The sequence below is a fragment of the Streptomyces sp. NPDC015032 genome (assembly GCF_043080425.1).
Lineage (GTDB): Bacteria > Actinomycetota > Actinomycetes > Streptomycetales > Streptomycetaceae > Streptomyces.
In genome coordinates this window covers 266,192-283,863 of the sequence record NZ_JBIBVN010000003.1, presented here as the reverse complement: position 1 = coordinate 283,863, position 17,672 = coordinate 266,192, and the positions used below count along the sequence as shown (strand labels likewise).

Genomic DNA, 17,672 nt, shown 5'->3' with positions numbered 1-17,672 from the left:
TCCTTGACATCCGGTCAGACATTTCTCCACACGTCCGATCAGGGGCCGCGGGTCGATCCACTGGCGGTCCATGAGCAAAAGAGCCGAGGAGCGAGACGTACATGAACGAGCCGGCACCCAGGCCGACAGCATTGCTGGTCATGGAGGAAGAACGCAGATCAGACGTCTATCCCCGCGAGGTTCTCGCCGAAATCGACGGGCTCGTGCACCGGCAGGGTCCGCCCGTCACACGACAGCAGCTCGACAAAGACCCCGAGGTCCTGCGGCGGACCGACATCCTGCTCACGGGCTGGGGAGCGCCCGTCCTCGATGCCGCCTTCCTGTCACACGCCCCTCGGCTACGGGCCGTTCTCGTCGCGGCGGGCTCCGTACGGCACCTGACCACGCCTGCTTTCTGGGCACGCGGCATACCGATCGTCTCCGCGGCGGCGGCCAACGCCGTCCCGGTGGCGGAGTTCACCCTCGCCCAGGTCCTCCTCGGGCTGAAGCAGGTGCACCGCATCACCCGGGACGTGGCGAGCAGTCGTCGCTACCCTCGGAACCCCGAGGTCCCGGGCGCCTACCGGTCACGCGTGGGCCTGCTGGGGCTCGGGCACATCGGCCGCCTCGTCGCGGCCCACCTCAGCCGCTTCGACATCGAGATCCTCGCCACGGACCCCGTAGCCTCCGCGGACACCGTTCGGCGGACGGGCGTCCGGCTCGTCGGCATCGAGGAACTCTTCGCCACCTGTCACGTCGTCAGTCTCCATGCCCCGCTCCTGCCCGAGACCCGCGGCGTGATCGGAGCAGGACTGCTGAACTCCCTGGGGCCGGGCGCGACACTGATCAACACCGCGCGTGGGGCGCTCGTCGACGAAGACGCCGCGGCGGCGGTCCTGCGCGCCAGACCCGACCTCACCGCCGTGCTCGATGTCACGCACCCGGAGCCCCCGGTCCATGATTCGCCGCTCTTCACCCTTCCCAACGTGGTCCTGACGCCGCACCTCGGCGGAGCCCTCGGGGCCGAACGCCACCGTCTCGGGCAGCTTGTGCTCGACGAACTCCGCCGCTACGTAGCCGACCAGCCTCTCCAGCACGCCATCGACCCCGGCCGCGCCGCGTCCCTGGCCTGACGCCGGCGGAAGCCGGACGACCGGCTCTCTCCAAGTCCTCGTCCCCGCACCGCATGCCGCACTCCCTGTCCGCATACGCCTCGCTGCTCATCGGCGTCCGCGCCGATGAGCAGCGAGGCGTGGCTGACACCTTCGATGCGGCCTTGCGCCGGGCCTGAGCTCCGGCCGACGGGTCGTGGACGAACGGGCCGGGCGCGGGGCGTCCACCGGCAGGACGGGGTCGCGAACGCCTTCCGGGGCGCAGGACGGGCCTCGCCCGACGCAGCACGTCCCCGTTCGGCCCCACCCCGGTCGTCATCGCACACATGGCGGGTGACGATGGCCGGTGACAGTACTGAGGGACGGGGTCGGCGGGCGACATGAAGCATGGTGATGGGCAGGACGCCGGAACCCCCGGCCGGCTGGACCGCAGGCTCTTCCTCGCTGCCGCAACGGGCGGCGCCCTGGCCGGCGTCGCGGTGACCGGTTGCCACACCGCAGCGACCGGGCGGTCCGGCACCGGATCCACCACGCCCGCCGCCGACCGCCGCGCCGAAAGGGAAGACAGTACCCGGGCGGGGGACTCCGACTGGCGGGTCCGTTCGGTGGGACCGCCGGAGGCCGTCGAGGGCTATACCGACAAGGTGAGCGTATTGCCGGGCGAGGAGTTCGGCCTGTACGTCTCCACCACCGCCCCGGCGTTCCGGGTCTCGGCCTACCGCGTCGGCTGGTACGGCGGAGCGCAGGCGCGGCTGGTCTGGCGTTCGCCCCGTGTGGCCGGATCGGTCCAGGCCCGTCCCCGGCTGCTCCAGGCCACCCGTACCGTACGGGCGGACTGGCGACGCACACTCCCTGTCCGCACCAGCGGCTGGCCGGAGGGGGCGTATCTGCTGCGGCTGGACGCCGAGAACGGCCACCAGCGCTACGTACCACTGATCGTCCGCTCGGCGAGCGCGGCAGGCAAAGTCGTGCTGATGCACGCCGTGGCGACGTGGCAGGCGTACAACACGTGGGGCGGCTACAGCCTCTACCAGGGCGAGGACGGCTCATACGGCACACGGTCGCTCGCTGTCAGCTTCAACCGTCCCTATGGCAGCAACGGCGCCGAGAAGTTCCTGGTCTACGAACGGGCGGCGGTGGTCCTGGCGGAGAAGCTGGGCATCCCGCTCGCCTACACCACGGGCACGGACATCCATCGTGACCCCGGCGTTCTCCGCAACGCTGCCGGAGCACTCTCGCTGGGACATGACGAGTACTGGACCCCACAGCAACGGGCGTACATCACCCGTGCGCGCGACGCGGGCACGAACGTGGCCTTTCTCGGCGCCAACGCCTGCTTCCGCAGGGTCAGGCTGGAGCCGGACGGCACCGGCGCCGACCGCACTGTCGTCTGCTACAAGACCGACTACCGGCGCGACCCGTACCTCGCCCACCACCCGGACATGCCGACCCACGACTTCCGTCAGCCGCCCGGCGCCTCCCCCGAGTCCTCCCTGACCGGCGTCCTCTACGAGGGCTACCCCGTGGACGCCCCGTATGCCGTCCGCCAGAGCGACCACTGGCTCTTCGAGGGGACGGGGGTGAAGCGGGGAGACTCCTTCGAGCATCTGGTCGGGGTGGAGTACGACCGGGTCACTCCGGGCATGCCCACCCCGGCGCCGCTCGAGATCATCGCCCACTCCCCTCTCGTCTGCAAGGGCAAGCACAGCCATGCCGATTCCGCCTACTACACCGTGCCGAGCGGAGCCGGCGTCTTCGCCTCCGGGACGATGCGGTGGGTCGAGGCTCTGATGGCGGGGACCCGCGAGAATGGACGCAACCACGGCATGGACGCCCGTACGGGCGCCTTCGTCACCCGCGCCACGGAGAATCTGCTCCATGCGTTCGCGGCGGGCCCGTGTGGTCGGATCCGGCCGAAGCCCAGGGACAATGTGAGAGCCGTGTACGCGTCCGCACCACACTGACACCATCGGTACGGCCCTGCCGCCGGACACCGTTTGCCGGACCGGTCCGGCAAACCGGCACCGCCGGCCGCGCGGCACAAGCGGTGTGCGGTATGTGAAGGCGGCGACCCGGGCGAGGGGGGAGACCGCGACGCGGATCACGGCCGGTCGTCATCCGCCTCGCCAGATGTTGTCGAAGGCCGCCTCGTCGATGGCTCGCCGCTGCCGCTGGAACTCCAGGTCCCTCAGCGCGTCGTCAACGGCGAAGAGCACCGTCACCACCCCGTCGTCGGTCACGCCCGGGGAGTCATCGGCCGGCCTGTCCCGTATCCCGACAGCCGCCGCGAGAGCGGCGAGGACGGGCTCGTCGGACGACCAGCGGTCAGCCGCCTCACGGCGATCGGGTGAATCGGCCAGCACCATCTGACTGGTCAGGGACGGCATCCAGCGGGAGTGCCGCTGCCGAGTGATCCGCCCTTCCGACTCAAGGGCGTCCAGATAGGCCGTGGCCAGACCGCGGCCTCTGCGCCAGAGCCAGTCGTCGAGCGTCTCGTACGGTGCTTCCCGCACGAGCGACGCCGCCGCCTCGTCCAACAGACGATCAGCCATGGCCGGCGGGAGGCCCGGCACGATCCGGTCGCCGTCCAGCCGGATGGCCTCGGCGCCCAGGAGGTCGATCATTTCGGCACCCGCGAGCGCCAGCGACAGATCGCCTCGCTCCACAGGGCGTCTGGTCGACATTTCCATGGCGATAATCAGAAGATCCCTCGGTGTGGTCATGCATGGCTCCACGCGTCAAGGGCATCAGCAGCGATGCGTCACTGAACGGCTGGTCCGGCGCCGAGCGGCCATCCGGGCGTCCCTGTCGGTGGCTGCCGCGACCGCCGCACGGATTCACCGTGCGCAGCCGATGGGCGTGAAGCTCGGTCCGCCGATCTCGTACACCAGCTTACGGAGCACGGGCCTCACCTGCATCCCGCGCCGAGCGCCCTGCCGGTGACGGTGGGCGGGGCGCCACTCCGCCCGGCCCACCGTTCCCGGAGCACCGGGCACATCCCGGCGCGCTCACGGGGCCGTCGTCGGGCCAAGCGGCCGGGCAGGCGCGGCGCCGTTCGTGCACGCGCTCGCCGACGGGCCCACCGCGGATGATCCACGCGCTGTACCGGAGCACCACGATCCGGGCGGTCCCCTATCGGTCAGACGCCTTCCGCGGGAGCGGCCCGGCCCGCGTGGGGCGACATTTCCGCGGTCAGCCAACGGAAGACATACGGCACCTGGCGCCTCCACAGCCCGGTGGTGTGCGGCCCGCTCACCTCGGCCACGGCCACGCGTGTCGGGGGCACCGCCGCCCGCTGCAGAGCCAGGCCGTCACGGTAGCCGTCGTTGCGTCCGCCCGAGAGGTAGAGCGCGACGCGCGGCGGGGTGGTGGCGTGGCGCAGGATCCACAGCGGGTTGTTGACCCGTCGCAGCTCCGGGTTCCGGCCCGTGAGGGAGACCCGTTCGGCGGCCGGGTCGTTGTAGCCGGAGAGGCCCACGGCGGCCCGGTACCGGTCGGGGTGGGCGAGTGCCATCTTCACGGCGCAGTGCGCACCGGCCGAGTACCCGGCCACCGCCCAGCCCTTCGCACGACTCTGCGCGCGGAAGGTGTCCGTCACCATCTGCCGGACGTCCACGCTCAACCACGACTCGGCGTCCACGACGCCCGGCACATTCGCACACCCGGTGTCCTGGCCCGCCAGCAGGTTGGTCCGCGGCTCCACGAGAATGAACGGGGCGATCTCCCCCTTCCGCATTCCGGTTTCCAGCTGCGACTGCACCCGCAGGCTGCTGAACCACGCCTGCGCCGATCCGGGGAAACCGCCGAGGAGCTCGACCACGGGGAACTTCCGATGGCGGAAGGCCGCTTGGTCGTACTGGGGCGGCAGCCATACGTAGACCTCGCCGCGCACCCCCGACACCCGGCCTCTCAGCTGGGTGACGCGGACGCCCCGGCCCATCCGGGGGTCGTGCGTCGGGCTGAAGTTCTGGACGACCTTCGGTTCGCTCGCCAGGCGCTTGCGATCCCCGAGCCCGTCGCGTCCGAGGTTCGGCGCGGCGACGATGTGGTGTCCGGTGCCGAGCAGGTCGGCCCAGTTGTCGTACAGACCGTTGGTGTTGTTGACCATCACGAAGACGCTCAGCACGGCCGCCCCCTGCGCGAGGACGACCATCACCAGACGGACCCCGCCGCGCAGCACGGCGGGGCCTCGTACCCGGCCCCACAGCAGCAGCGGAATCAGCACGGTGACCACGGCCAGCGCGATCGTGGCCAGGAAGAACGGTGTCCCCGTCAGGCTCATCACGCCTGGGAGGATGCCGTACACGCCTCGATGGTTTACCCGTTTTCCACCTTTTTACGTCCGACGCAAGCTATCGGGTGGCGCCGTGTTGACGCCAGGAGCCGTCGGCCCGTACGTCCTGGCCCGGTCCGCCCGGCGGGCCGGTGCGCCGCCGTCCCGTTCGGACGAGCGGGCGGCGGGCGGCCCGGCGGGGCACTTCGTGACGATTGCCCGGGCCGTTCCGCAGGAGCTTCGGCAGAGATCAGCTCGCGTCGTTCCCGTACTGATGAACGAGACCGTACGCGGTTGACGGCCCGGCCGCCGCGGGGAGTCGTTGCCTCCCCGTGGGAGGATCTCGATGTGCCGACCGGACAACGTTGGCGAGGCGTTGGCGAGACCTTGGCGGCGCGGCAGCAGGACGTGAGCACGGGCTCGGAGAATGATGGAGGTCAGCAGGTCGAGGGCGGGTTTCGCCGCGGTACCTGGGTCCTTGTCGCACCTCACATCCTGGGGGAATCTCCATGCGTACGTTCCGCAGCCGCAACCGCGCCACCGTCCTCGGGGCCGCCGTGACCGCCGTACTCGCTCTCGCCCTCACCTCTTGCGGCAAGGACGGTACCGGCACGAAGGAGGCCGGCCCGGCGGACAACTCCGCACCGGCAGCTGCTTTAGCCGGGTCTTCACAGTCCACGGGGCCGGTGAAGACCAGCGGCACCACCGAGAACACCGGCGCCGTGAAAGCGGCCTCCGTGCAGACGCGCACCACGAAAGCGGGTGGCGGCACCGACACCGACAGCTATGCCTACAAGCACCCGTGCGACATCGAGAAGCTCTCGGTGCGCGTGACCGGCCGGTCGGGTGCGCCCACTCAGCGCGTGATCAAGGTACGCAACACCGGCGCGAAGGCCTGCGGCCTGAGCCACTACCCGCGCGTCAGCCTGGGCAACTCCCGTGCCGCGGACCACAGCCACGACGTCAGGCCGCTGGTCCCCGGCGGGCCGGGCGGTGCACCCGCGTACCCGGTCCACGCCGGACACACCGCCTACGCCGTGATCGACCTCGACCCGAGCGGCGCGACCACCGGGACCGCACCCGGGATCGACGAGCTGAACGTGCTGGCCGACGGCGATCACATGCCCAACGCGGCCACGCTCAACTTCCCGCTCGGCTCCGGCGCGAGGGTGCTCAAGCCGAAGCTGGGCCTCTACCGGAGCACCGTCGCCGACGCCGTCCGTTCCATGACGCAGGCGGACACGCAGTCCTGAGCGATTCGCGCACCGTTCACCCACCCGAGCGCGCGCCCCGCCCGCTGTTGTGGAAGCGCGCCGGTGTCCCGGCGCGCCGTCGCTCCTGAGCCGAGGCGTCAGCGGCCTCGGCATCTGCCGCCTCGGATGCTCGCCGCGTCGGGAGGCCCGGGTGGTGAACCCCTTCGTACGCGCTCGTCGGAGCCTCACCCCGCCGTTCGCCGCATGGTGAGGGCCAGGTGGACCTGCAGTGCGTGGTCGCCGCTGCGCCACCGGGGGCCCAGCAGGGCCGAGATGCGGTCGATGCGCTGGTAGAGCGTGTTGACATGGACGTACAGGACGGCGGCAGTACGGCTCAGGTTTCCGTCGCAGGCGAAATAGGTGAAGGCAGTACGCACCAGGTCGCTGCCGCGCGTCTCGTCGTGCTCCACCAGCGGACCGATCGTGCGGCGGACGAAACGGTCCAGTTCGTCGCGGCCCGCAGGGCCCAGCAGGATGCCGTGGATGCCGAGGTCGTCGCGGCAGGCGCCCTCGCCGGAGCGGTCCAGCGCGACCAGTACATCCAGGCAGCGGGCGGCGTCGCGGTGTGCTTCGACGACGGCCGCCGCGCCGGGTGCCGCGGGCTCCGCGCCGACCGTGACGGGGTGGCCGGTCCCGGCGGTCAGCAGCTCGGCGAGGGCCCGGGCAGCGCCGCCCGGGTCCTCGGCGGCGGGCAGGACGACCACGGTGTTGCCTCCGTACTCGCCCGCGATGCCGCCGCGCCGGGTGGCATGACCACCCGCCAGTTCCGTGATGCGGCGCCGCCCGGCGTTGTCCCCGCCCCGGGCCACCAGCACCACGTGGTCGCGCTCCAGGTCGAGGCCGACCAGCGCGGCCCGGCGGCGCAGCCCTTCGGGGTCTCGGTGCGGGGCGCCCAGCAGGTCTTCGAGGATCTCGCCGCGCAACCGGTGCTCGGCCTCCGCGACCGAGCGTTCACCGAGCAGCATGAGGGCGGCGGCCTGGGCGGCCCGTTCCAGGGCGTGGATGTCGGAGGCGTCGAGTCCGCCGCGTACGAACAGCAGCGTGCCGAGGTGTTCGTCGGCGGCGGCAATGGGGGTGACACAGACGGTTCCACGTGACGCGGAGCCGCGGCGGGCTCGGGCCCGTGCTCTCTCCCGTACGAAGTCCGCCGGTTCGGGCGGGGCTTCGCCGGCTGAGGCGAGCGGCCGGTCCTGGGCGTCGAGGACGAGGACGCTGCCGCGCAGCACGTCGGCGAGTTCCGTGGCCAGCCCCGTGGGGCCGCCGCCGTCGAGCGCGACATCGGTGAGCCGCTCATGGACGGCGGCGCTCTTGCGGACCTCTTCGAAGAGCGTGGCGTTCTCGATGGCGAGGGCGGCGTGGTTGGCGAGCGAGACGAGCAGATCGACCTCGTCCGGCGAGAAGGGCCGCACCCTGCGGTTGGCGGCGAACAGCACCCCGTACACCTGGTCGCCGAACTTCAGCGGCACGCCCTGGATGGCCACCAGCCCCTCGGCGCCGATGACACCGTCCACGTACGGAGTGTGCGCGAAGCGGGCGTCGTTGGGGTAGTCGGCGGTGTGGTACGGCACCGCGGTCGCGGCGACCAGTCCGCCCAGTCCGGCGCCGGCGGCGAGCCGGCCGGTCTTGAATCCGTCCGTTGTGATGCCGTCGGTGACGCGTACGTACGTGTCCCCTTCCTCCGCGTCGGAGAGCAGCAGATACGCGACATCGGTGCCGATGAGGGTGCGGGCACGGCTGACAATCGCCTGCAAAACATCCTCGAGATCGCGCAGCGAGGCGAGGTCACCGGCGGTCTCGTAGAGCGCGGCGAGCGCCGCCTCCCGGCGGCGGTGGGCCGCGAGTCTGGAACGTATCTCCAGGGCCTCGTCGACGAGTTGCGGTTCGGCGCCGACAGCACGGAACTCCGCCTCGGCGGCCTCCTCGCGCAACAGGCGGAGCAGAGCACCGGTGGTCGTCGGCGTCGTCGTCACCCGGCCAGTGATACCGCATCGTCACCGCCACGCACACCGGGCGACGGAGAAAATCTCCACCCGTCGCCCGTCGACGACGTGGCACACCTCCATTTCCCGCAGGGCGGTGCGCGGCCAACCATGGCCCCACCCGTCTTCGTACCCCCCGACTTCCGATCCCGTTCCCCGAACGGATACCAGCCAAGGAGAGCGCACGATGAAACTCCGTTCCCTGCGGGCGGCCGCCGTCACGCTGGCCGCCGCCCTGGCCGCGGCCCTGGGGCTCACCGCCCCCGCCCACGCGGGCGAACCGGGCCTTCCGCGGCTCAACATCACCGATACGTACGTCACCGGAATCTCTTCCGGCGGATTCATGGCCTCGCAGCTCCAGGTCGCCTACTCCGGCACCTTCAAGGGCGCGGGCATCGTCGCCGCAGGTCCGTACTACTGCGGCAAGGGCGGCATCGTCATCGGCCTGATCGCCTGTGGTACGGGGCTGGTCTCCACCGACCCGGAAGGCATCGAGCAGATCGTCCGCCGCTGGTCGGCCGAGGGACGGATCGACCCCGCGTCGAACCTGACGGGCAAGCCCGTCTATACGTACCACGGCACGAAGGACCCTGTCGTCCGGACATCGGTGAGTGACGAAGGGGTGCAGTTCTACCGGGACTTCGGGGCCCGGATCGCGTATCACGACACCGATCCGGCAGGGCACGGCTGGCCCACTCCGAACGCCCCGCTGAGCTGTGGCACCACCTTCTACCCGTTCCTGATCAACTGCGGCAACGACCCGCAGGGCGAGATGCTCCGCCACTGGCTGGGACAGGTGAACGCGCCGGCCGCCGCCCAGTCGGGCACCGTCAGCCGGCACGACCAGAACCGGTACGTGCCCGGCGGTCTTGCCCAGTGGTACAGCATGGGCAGCAGCAGTTTCCTCTACACTCCGGACTCCTGCGCGGCAGGGGCAGCATGCAAGCTGGTCGTCGCCTTGCACGGCTGTCTGAGCGACAACAAGTTCGTGGGTGACCGGTTCGCCCGTGAGTCCCATCTCAACGAGTACGCCGACACCAACAACCTGGTGATCCTCTATCCGCAGACCGACATCAGCCTCCTGCGCGGCAACCCTCAGGGCTGCTGGGACTGGTGGGGGTACACGGGCAGCGACTACGCCCAGAAGTCGGGACCGCAGATGCGCGCCATCCTGAGCGAGGTGCATGCGCTCGGCGGCTGACGCCGAAGGCAGCCGGACGCGTGTGTCTGCGCGCTGGCGGCAGCTCTCGTGCCGGCCTGCGCAACACTGCGCGGGGCGTCCCTGCCCCCACGCGGCTGACTGCCGAAGGGCCCACCGGCCCGGTCCCGGATCGAGTGGCAACGCGTAATGACGGTGAAACAGCGAGTGCGGTCCGGCCCCGCCTTCGCAGAGGATGCTGTTGGTCAAACCAACGGCATCGCAGACGGAGACGGGGCCGGCACCGCCCTCTCGGCCGGCAGGGCGGCCCCGTGTCGGCAGACGACTCGAAGAAGCCCTGGCCCAGAACCTTGGCCCCCTCGGCCTCGCCGAGGTCATCGGGCTCGGTGGGAGGACGGCGATGCGCTACGCCGGGCCTGCACGGCAGCCTCAGCGGATGACGTCGAAGACCTGCTTCTGAAGGCCGTTGGAGTAGACATCGTGCTCGACCAGCTCGAGCTTCTGGGTGTCCTTGTCCGTGGTGCTGAACAGACGCTTGCCGTTGCCGAGGAGCAGCGGGAAGACGAGCAGGTGGTAGCGGTCGATCAGGCCGGCGTCCGACAGTCCGTGGTTCAGGGTGGCGCTGCCGTGGACGGTGATCGGGCCCCCCTCGGTCTGCTTGAGGGCGGCGACCTCGTCGAGGGAACGCAGGATGGTGGTCTCGCCCCAGTTCGTGACGAGGTCGTCGTCGGTGAGGGTGGTGGAGACGACGTACTTCGGCATCGTCTTGTAGCGTGCGAATTCCTCCATGTCGGGCCACACGGGGCTGAACGCCTCATAGCTGGTCCGGCCCATGAGGACGGCGGTGGACTCCTGCTGCTCGCGCCCCTTGATCTCGAACGCCTCGGGGAGGAAGTCGACTTCCTTGAAGGTCCAGCCGGAGTTGCGGTAGCCGGGCTCGCCGCCCGGGGCCTCCACCACGCCGTCGAGGGAGACGAAAGCGGTGCTGATCAGAGTACGCATGGGCTTGTCCTTGATGTCCTGTGCGATTGGTCGTCGACGTCCTTCTCCAGGGCGATGGCCTCGAACGCCGCTCGCTCGTCGATGTGCCGGCCGCATGGATGCTGAAGCAGCATGCCATGAACGTCCGGATCCTCGGACAGGTCGGCGAGGGCGTCGGCGAGAACGGGCAGCTGACGGTCGTCGGCGTACGGGGGCGTCGAGCCAGGCCGGATGATGGCGCTGCACCTTGCTCACGGCGCGTGCGTCCGCCCTCAGGGCGGGAGCGAGTTCCGTCGGCTGTCGTCCATGCCGCGGCGGCAGGTTCCAGAGAGGCACCACCGACATCTGGACGGCCGGACTCAGCCGTCGGTACGCCTCGGCCGCATGAGGCCGGGTCGGCAGAACGGGAACGTACAGCGGTCCGGACATGGCGGCTCCCCCTCGGCCCTGCCGGTGCCCTTTCCCTCACCCCAGGGTGGGCCGCGTCGGCGCTCCGCGAAACGACGCCCTTTCGGCCCAGATGGCTGGAACGTGCAAGCGCATGGCTGTTCCTGGACAGGTGGCCCGCTCTCCCGGGATAGGCTCTCGTCGCACGGAAGGCGCACAGCGGGCATGACCTTCGCGCCCTGGCCGAAGCCGATCGCAGCCGGCCCCTACCGCACACCTCGGGGATCGTCCTCGCCATCAGGCCGTCTGCGCTGTGGAGCGGCCCCACCTCCACCCGCCCGGAAGCCGACCGGGCGATGCGCGTCTCCACCGCCACATCGAGGTCCGCTCCACAGCAATTTTGCACACCGCGCAACATTGCATAGCATGCACTTCATGAGTGCAGACGACACCCCCCTCGGACTGCGCGAACGCAAGAAGCGTGCGACGCGTGACGCCCTCGCGGACGTGGCGCTCCGCATGGCCGCGGACCGCGGAATCGAGAAGATGACCGTAGAAGCGGTCACCGATGCGGTCGGCGTCTCGGTGCGCACCTTCTTCAACTACTACCCGTGCCTGGAAGACGCGATCACCCGTCCGGACCAGGACGGCGCCGAACGGATCCGCCGGGCGGTGATGAACGCACCGGAGGAACTCACGGCACTCAACGCTCTCCGCGAGGCGATCGGCCAGGAACTCGCCCCTATCGAGGAGGGTCACGAACGCTGGGAGCTCCAAATGGCCGTACTCAGGACGAGCCCTTCGCTGCTGCCGCGATTCCTGGCCGCCCAGGGTGCGGACGAACGCGCGCTGGTCGCCGTCGTGGCCGAGCGCCTCGGCCAGGATCCGGAACTCGATCTCCACCCGCGGCTTCTCACGCACGTGACGATCGCTGCCGTGCGCGCCGCCGTCGAGATCTGGGTGGCCTCCGGCCGTACCCGCACGTTCCAGAGCATCTATCGCGAAGCGTTCACCTCGCTGGCCGACGGCCTGAGCGACTGAAGCACATCCGAAGCCCCCCGGGGCATTTCACCAGAGAATGAGGAAACGTCAGCCCATGACCGCTGCCGTCACACCCGAAACCGGTACGGCCGGTGCGCCCGAGGGGGCCGCACCCGCCATGACGCGTCGTCACATACTCCAGGCCATGTCGGGCCTGATGGCCGGCATGTTCGTGGCCATCCTGGCCTCCACCGTGGTCTCCAACGCACTGCCCAGGATCATTGCCGATCTGCACGGCAGCCAGTCCTCGTACACCTGGGTGGTCACCGCCGAGCTTCTGGCGATGACAGCGACCGTCCCGATCTGGGGCAAACTGTCCGACCTCTACGACAAGAAGCTGCTCATCCAGCTTTCTCTTTCGATGTTCATCGTCGGCTCACTCGTCGCAGGCTTCTCGCACAGTGTCGGCCTGCTCATCGTGAGCCGTGTGGTGCAGGGCATCGGCGCGGGCGGTCTCACCGCGCTCGCCCAGGTCGTGATGGCGGCGATCATCCCGCCTCGTGAACTCGGCCGCTACTCCGGCATCTTCGGCGCCGTCTTCGCCGTCGGCACCGTCGCAGGACCGCTCATCGGCGGCGTGCTCGTGGACACCTCCTGGCTGGGGTGGCGCTGGTGCTTCTTCATCGGTGTGCCGTTCGCCCTGCTCGCGATCGTGCTGCTCCAGCTGACGCTGAAGCTGCCCACGGTCCGCAGGGAGGTGAAGATCGACTACCTCGGTGCCGTCCTGATCATGAGCGGGGTCAGCGCACTGCTGCTGTGGGTGACGCTCGCCGGCAACCGGTTCGACTGGGCGTCGTGGCAGACCGCCGTGCTGGTCACCGCCGGTCTGGTACTTCTGGTCGCAGCGGTCCTGGTCGAATCCAGGGTCCAGGAACCGATCATCCCGCTGGACATCTTCCGCAACCGCACGGTGACGCTGACGACCGTGGCGAGTCTGCTGGTCGGCGTGGCCATGTTCGGCGGCACGGTGTTCCTCTCCCAGTACTTCCAGATCTCCCTCGGCAAGACGCCGACCGTCGCGGGGCTGATGAGCCTGCCGATGATCCTCGGCCTCATGGTGTCCACCACCGTCGCCGGGCAGATCATCTCCGCCCGGGGCAAGTGGAAGGGCTTCCTGATCGCGGGCGGCATCATCATGACCGCGGGCATGGGCCTGCTGTCCACGATCAGCGCGGACTCCTCGTTCGGCCTGCTCAGCGTCTACATGGTGGTGCTCGGCGTCGGCGTCGGCATGCTGATGCAGAACCTGGTGCTGGCAGCTCAGAACGACGTACCCGCGTCGGAGCTCGGCGCAGCGACCTCGGTGCTGTCGTTCTTCCGCAGCCTCGGTGGAGCGATCGGCACGAGCGCGCTGGGCGCCGTACTCAGCCACCGGGTGGCGAGCGAGATGGCGAAGGGCTTCGGCGGGGCGGCGGGCAACGGTGGGGCCGGGCACGGCGTCCCCGACCTCACCACCCTTCCCGAACCGGCCCGCCAGGTGGTCGAGCACGCCTACGGGGTCGCGACCGCGGATGTCTTCCTGATCGGAGCCCCCTTCGCGTTTCTCGCCCTGATCGCGGTGCTCTTCATCAAGGAGAAGCCGCTCAAGACGCAGAGCGGCATGGAACGGCTCGCGGAGGAGAACGCCGCCGCGTCGAAGGCACCGGCTGCTCCGATGCACTGAGCACGACGAGGGCGAGGAGGCGGGGACGCCGTGCCCGGACGGAGTCCGCGGACGCGCAGGTTGCGGCGGCCGCGTGAGGACGTACCGCGCACGGCGGCCCGGCTCCGGCCCTCCCACACGCCGGTCGTCGGGCGTCGGTCGCACAGAGCATTGCGGACATGGGCGCGGATGGTTCAGAGCCCGACGTCGCGGCCGTTGATGTCGGCGAGGGATTCGCGGCGGACCAGCAGCCGCGCACGGCCGTCGTGGACGGCGACCACCGGCGGACGTCCGACCACGTTGTAGCTGGACGCCATGGAGAGGTGGTACGCGCCCGCGACAGGGACGGCCACCAGGTCACCCGGACGGATGTCGCCCGGCATGGCCGCATCGGCGGCGAGCACATCGCCCGCCTCGCAATGCCTGCCGACGACGGTCGCCGTACGGGGCTCGGCCGTCGAGGGCCGGCCGACGAGACGGGGTGCGTAGCGGACTCCGTACAGCGCGGGCCGCGGGTTGTCGCTCATCCCGCCGTCCACGGCGACGAAGATCCGGTCGCCGGTCCTCTTGACGGCGAGCACCCGGTAGAGCGCCACGCCCGCGGGTCCGACCAGCGCACGACCGGGCTCGACGGTGAGCCGGGGCACGGGGATGCCGGCCGCCGCACAGCTCGTGGCCAGTTCGCGGCGGATGCGGGCGCCGAGCGACGGTATGTCGAGCGCGGTGTCCCCCGGCCGGTAGGCGACCGCATGCCCACCTCCCAGGTCCAGCTCCGGCAGGACGGCTCCGTGCTGGTGGCCAACCTGGGCCAGCAGCCCGACCACTCGTCGGAGCGCAGTCAGGTAGGGCTTGACCGTAGTGATCTGCGAGCCGATGTGGCAGTGCAGTCCGACCAGTTCCAGCCGCGGCTGGTCGAGTATCCGGGCGATCGCGTGCTGCGCGCTCCCGTCGGTGATCGACAGCCCGAACTTCTGGTCGTCCGTGCCCGTACGGATCGCGGCGTGGCTGCCCGCGCTCACGCCCGGAACCACGCGCACCAACACCTTCTGACGCACGCCGTCCGGGATGAGTGCGGACAGTCGGGCGATCTCCCACGCGCTGTCGATGACGATCCGTCCGACACCCAGGCGCAGCGCGGCGCTCAGGTCTTCCGGGCTCTTCGCGTTGCCGTGCAGGACGATGCGCTCCGGCGGGAAGCCGGTGGTGACGGCGAGTTCCAGCTCGCCCGCGGAGCAGACGTCCAGGCCGAGGCCCTCTTCCTGCACCCAGTGCACCAGGGCGCGGCAGAGGAATGCCTTCGCCGCGTAGACGACATCGGTGTCCGGGAAGGCCCGCAGATAGGTGCGGCAGCGTTCCCGTACCTCGCCCTCGTCCAGGAGATAGACCGGCGTGCCGAACCGCTCGGCCGCCTCGACGAGGGAGACTCCCCCCACCGCGACGTCGCCGCGGGAGGTGAGCCGCGCCGAAGCGGGCCAGACGGACAGACCCGCGGCGTTGCTCGGCGGTACGGGGGCCACGTGCGGGATGTCCGGCTCCGGCGCCGGAGCCGGTACTCCTGGCAGTGATGTGGTCATGATGTTCCCCCAGCCGGTCAAGAGGTTGATGCAGGAGACAACGGCTGTATACGGGTCGCGCGGACCCCATCGGCCGCTCCCGGTTCCCAGGCCCGTCGGCGCTCCCACCGCGGAGCGGGGGTCGTACGACGAGCGAGCTTCACAGCGGCCGCGGCACTGGGCCCGGGGACGACGAGCAGGGGATCGACGACGAGGCCGGCCACCCCCAAGGGTGCGACCAGGGCACGTACCGCCGGCTCGGAGAGGCGGATCCGGGTCTGCCCCTCCCCCAGGGCGAGGATCAGTTGTCGCTCGTTGGTGAAGGCAACTGCGGTGCGGATGCCCAGGGGTGTACGGAAGAGGCGGGCGCAACAGCCCGCGGGCCCCGGCCGGACGGGAACGAACAACGCTCCGGTCCGGTCTGGTTGAAGGGGTTCGGGGTCCTCGGCGCTCTGGTTGTCGATCATGGCACTCCTCGTGGAGACGGCGCATCGACCCGGACCACTGGTACTGGCATGCCGGGCATGGCAGTGACGCTATGCCCGCCGCGACCGGGCCGGACATCTCCGTTAGCGGACCCTTGACCCCGTACCTCCGACCCTTGACGCGCGATTGACGACGGAGCGCGGGCCGGCTTCGTCAAGGGGCTCGGGCAACGTCATGCGCGCCGCCCGCGGGCGTTCGACCCGTTGTGCCGGACATCGCTACGGGCAGTAGCGCATGCGGCCGGGTCCGGTCGGCCGGTACGGCCATCCTCGCGCGCGTCGTCAAGGATCCATCAAAGCGGACCGGAATCGAGCACGGGAGCGTCCGTCCCCGTTACACCTGAGGTGGAGGTGGGTGTCATGTCTCTGTACCTCACCCGGAACCAGGTGGCGGTCGTGGCCGCCCTCGCGCTGCCGCCGGCCGTGTGCGCGGTGCTGGTGCCCTTCCGGACCGGCATGTCCGATGCCGACGCCGCCCTGGTACTCGTCGTCGCCGTGGTTGCGGTGGCCGCCTTGGGCCATCGCCTCGCCGGTGCGCTCGCGGCCCTGTCCGCGGCGGTGTGGTTCGACTTCTTCCTCACCCGTCCCTACGGACAGTTCGCCATCGGCAAGGCTGCCGATGTCGTCACCGCCGTGCTGCTCCTCGCCGTCGGCATCGCCGTCTCCCAGCTCGCGGCCCGGGCCCGGAAGCTGAAGGTGATCGCCCTCACCGACGACGACTACCTGGCGCAGATCCACCACACCGTCCGGCTGGCCGAGACCGCCACCAGCCCGTACACCGTGATCGACCATGTGTGCCGGCAGCTCGTGGGACTGCTCGGCCTGAGCGGCTGCCGCTTCGAATACGGCACCCTCATCGGGCGCCCGCCCCGTCTGGAGGAGGACGGCACCATCACCTGGGACCACCGGCGCTGGGACGCCGACCGCGACGGCCTGCCGGACGAGGAACTGGAACTGCGGGTCTTCCACAACGGACGCTTCCACGGCCGGTTCATGCTTCAGCCCGCGCCCGGCGCGGCGCCCCCACTCGCCGCACGCCTGGTCGCGGTGACCCTGGCCAACCAGGTCGGTGCGGAACTCGGCACGGCCGGCCTTGCCTACGTTTGACGGCACGGGTCGCGCCGGGTGGAGGGAACGGGACAGACGACTTCCATCACCCTGTCGCCCCCACATTCCGGTCACACCAACCCGGCCAGATCGTGGTTGAGTTCGACGACATTGACGCGTTCCTGACCCAGAAAGCCGAGAACACGTCCCTGGACGTGGCGGGCCACCAGCGTCTTGACCTCGGTGGGGGCGAGATGGCGGGCCTTCGCGACGCGGTCGACCTGTTCGTAGGCGTACGCCGGGGAGATCGCCGGGTCGAGCCCGGAGCCGCTGGCGGTGACGGCATCCGCGGGGACGGACTCGGGCGGGACCCCGTCGAAGGCGGCGACCGCGGCGCGACGGTCCCTGACGGTCTCGATCAGACCGGTGTTGTTCGGGCCCAGGTTGGAGGCGCCGGAGGCCGTGGGATCGTAGCCGCCGGCGGACGGACGGGGCTGGAACCACTTGGGGTCGGGGCGCAGCGGCTCCTTGGCGTCCTGGGGATTCTTCTTCGGCAGGGCGAAGTTCTGGCCGATCAGGCTGGAGGCCACCGGAGTGCCGTTCGCCGTCAGCAGGGAGCCGTTGGCCTGGTGGGAGAGACCGGCCTGGGCGATGCCGGTGACGAGCAGCGGATAGGCAATGCCGGTGATCACGGTGAACGCCAGCAGCATCCGCAGCGCGGCCAGATGGTGCCGGAGTACCGGGGGAAGGTGGGTACGCACCGCGGGATCGCCTTCTTCTC

Annotated in this window: 15 protein-coding genes and 2 pseudogenes; 8 read left to right on the top strand and 9 right to left on the bottom strand. The window is 70.3% G+C overall.

Annotation, left to right across the window (positions count from 1 at the left end; genetic code table 11):
- Nucleotides 1-101: 101 nt before the first annotated feature.
- Nucleotides 102-1,112, top strand: coding sequence for a hydroxyacid dehydrogenase (locus tag ACF08M_RS07085; RefSeq protein ID WP_392184217.1), 1,011 nt, complete (start codon nucleotides 102-104; stop codon nucleotides 1,110-1,112).
- 359 nt (nucleotides 1,113-1,471) lie between these two features.
- A complete protein-coding gene (locus tag ACF08M_RS07080; protein ID WP_392184216.1) occupies nucleotides 1,472-3,055 on the top strand; it encodes a N,N-dimethylformamidase beta subunit family domain-containing protein in 1,584 nt (527 codons plus the stop codon).
- A gap of 150 nt (nucleotides 3,056-3,205) precedes the next feature.
- Here ACF08M_RS07080 and ACF08M_RS07075 read toward each other — a convergent pair whose 3' ends face one another.
- Together ACF08M_RS07075 and ACF08M_RS07070 are read right to left on the bottom strand one after the other, a co-directional pair.
- Complete coding sequence (locus ACF08M_RS07075) at nucleotides 3,206-3,814, bottom strand: GPP34 family phosphoprotein (RefSeq protein ID WP_392184215.1); 609 nt, start codon at nucleotides 3,812-3,814, stop codon at nucleotides 3,206-3,208.
- A gap of 416 nt (nucleotides 3,815-4,230) precedes the next feature.
- Entirely contained in the window at nucleotides 4,231-5,397 is a 1,167-nt protein-coding gene (locus ACF08M_RS07070) for an alpha/beta hydrolase (protein ID WP_392184214.1), read from the bottom strand.
- 61 nt (nucleotides 5,398-5,458) lie between these two features.
- On the opposite strand from ACF08M_RS07070, the gene ACF08M_RS07065 reads away from it, so the two are divergent.
- Nucleotides 5,459-5,662, top strand: coding sequence for a hypothetical protein (locus ACF08M_RS07065; RefSeq protein ID WP_392184213.1), 204 nt, complete (start codon nucleotides 5,459-5,461; stop codon nucleotides 5,660-5,662).
- Between the two features lie 211 nt (nucleotides 5,663-5,873).
- Nucleotides 5,874-6,617, top strand: a complete 744-nt coding sequence (locus tag ACF08M_RS07060) for a DUF4232 domain-containing protein (protein WP_392184212.1) — start codon at nucleotides 5,874-5,876, stop codon at nucleotides 6,615-6,617.
- Between the two features lie 185 nt (nucleotides 6,618-6,802).
- On the opposite strand, the gene ACF08M_RS07055 is transcribed toward ACF08M_RS07060, so the two are convergent.
- Nucleotides 6,803-8,587 carry a helix-turn-helix domain-containing protein gene (locus ACF08M_RS07055; protein ID WP_392184211.1) on the bottom strand — a complete coding sequence of 595 codons (1,785 nt, stop codon included), beginning with the start codon at nucleotides 8,585-8,587 and terminating at the stop codon, nucleotides 6,803-6,805.
- 196 nt (nucleotides 8,588-8,783) lie between these two features.
- Here ACF08M_RS07055 and ACF08M_RS07050 point away from each other — a divergent pair, with 196 nt between their 5' ends.
- Nucleotides 8,784-9,797: a hypothetical protein gene (locus ACF08M_RS07050; RefSeq protein ID WP_392184210.1), complete on the top strand. Its 1,014-nt coding sequence runs from the start codon at nucleotides 8,784-8,786 to the stop codon at nucleotides 9,795-9,797.
- Between the two features lie 387 nt (nucleotides 9,798-10,184).
- Here ACF08M_RS07050 and ACF08M_RS07045 read toward each other — a convergent pair whose 3' ends face one another.
- From ACF08M_RS07045 to ACF08M_RS07035, 3 genes and pseudogenes are all read right to left on the bottom strand, one after another.
- The gene (locus ACF08M_RS07045) at nucleotides 10,185-10,757 is read right to left on the bottom strand and encodes a dihydrofolate reductase family protein (RefSeq protein WP_392184474.1); all 573 of its coding nucleotides are present in this window, start codon (nucleotides 10,755-10,757) and stop codon (nucleotides 10,185-10,187) included.
- Between the two features lie 32 nt (nucleotides 10,758-10,789).
- Nucleotides 10,790-10,918: pseudogene (locus ACF08M_RS07040) on the bottom strand (tetrahydrofolate dehydrogenase/cyclohydrolase catalytic domain-containing protein); the annotation flags it as partial.
- 79 nt (nucleotides 10,919-10,997) lie between these two features.
- A pseudogene (locus tag ACF08M_RS07035) lies at nucleotides 10,998-11,165 on the bottom strand (hypothetical protein); the annotation flags it as partial.
- A gap of 393 nt (nucleotides 11,166-11,558) precedes the next feature.
- Here ACF08M_RS07035 and ACF08M_RS07030 point away from each other — a divergent pair.
- Together ACF08M_RS07030 and ACF08M_RS07025 are read left to right on the top strand one after the other, a co-directional pair.
- The gene (locus ACF08M_RS07030; protein WP_392184209.1) at nucleotides 11,559-12,164 is read left to right on the top strand and encodes a TetR/AcrR family transcriptional regulator; all 606 of its coding nucleotides are present in this window, start codon (nucleotides 11,559-11,561) and stop codon (nucleotides 12,162-12,164) included.
- A gap of 55 nt (nucleotides 12,165-12,219) precedes the next feature.
- Entirely contained in the window at nucleotides 12,220-13,827 is a 1,608-nt protein-coding gene (locus ACF08M_RS07025) for an MDR family MFS transporter (protein ID WP_392184208.1), read from the top strand.
- A gap of 173 nt (nucleotides 13,828-14,000) precedes the next feature.
- Here the strand turns inward: ACF08M_RS07025 and lysA are convergent, their stop codons facing one another.
- Both lysA and ACF08M_RS07015 read right to left on the bottom strand, forming a co-directional pair.
- On the bottom strand, nucleotides 14,001-15,380 hold the full coding sequence (gene lysA / locus ACF08M_RS07020; protein WP_392184207.1) for a diaminopimelate decarboxylase: 1,380 nt from the start codon (nucleotides 15,378-15,380) through the stop codon (nucleotides 14,001-14,003).
- A 17-nt stretch (nucleotides 15,381-15,397) separates the two neighbouring features.
- A complete protein-coding gene (locus ACF08M_RS07015; RefSeq protein WP_392184206.1) occupies nucleotides 15,398-15,826 on the bottom strand; it encodes an SAV_915 family protein in 429 nt (142 codons plus the stop codon).
- Nucleotides 15,827-16,204: 378 nt separating this feature from the next.
- Here ACF08M_RS07015 and ACF08M_RS07010 point away from each other — a divergent pair, with 378 nt between their 5' ends.
- Nucleotides 16,205-16,951 carry a DUF4118 domain-containing protein gene (locus tag ACF08M_RS07010; protein ID WP_392184205.1) on the top strand — a complete coding sequence of 249 codons (747 nt, stop codon included), beginning with the start codon at nucleotides 16,205-16,207 and terminating at the stop codon, nucleotides 16,949-16,951.
- 71 nt (nucleotides 16,952-17,022) lie between these two features.
- Here the strand turns inward: ACF08M_RS07010 and kdpC are convergent, their stop codons facing one another.
- Nucleotides 17,023-17,652: a potassium-transporting ATPase subunit KdpC gene (kdpC, locus tag ACF08M_RS07005; RefSeq protein ID WP_392184204.1), complete on the bottom strand. Its 630-nt coding sequence runs from the start codon at nucleotides 17,650-17,652 to the stop codon at nucleotides 17,023-17,025.
- Nucleotides 17,653-17,672: the final 20 nt, after the last annotated feature.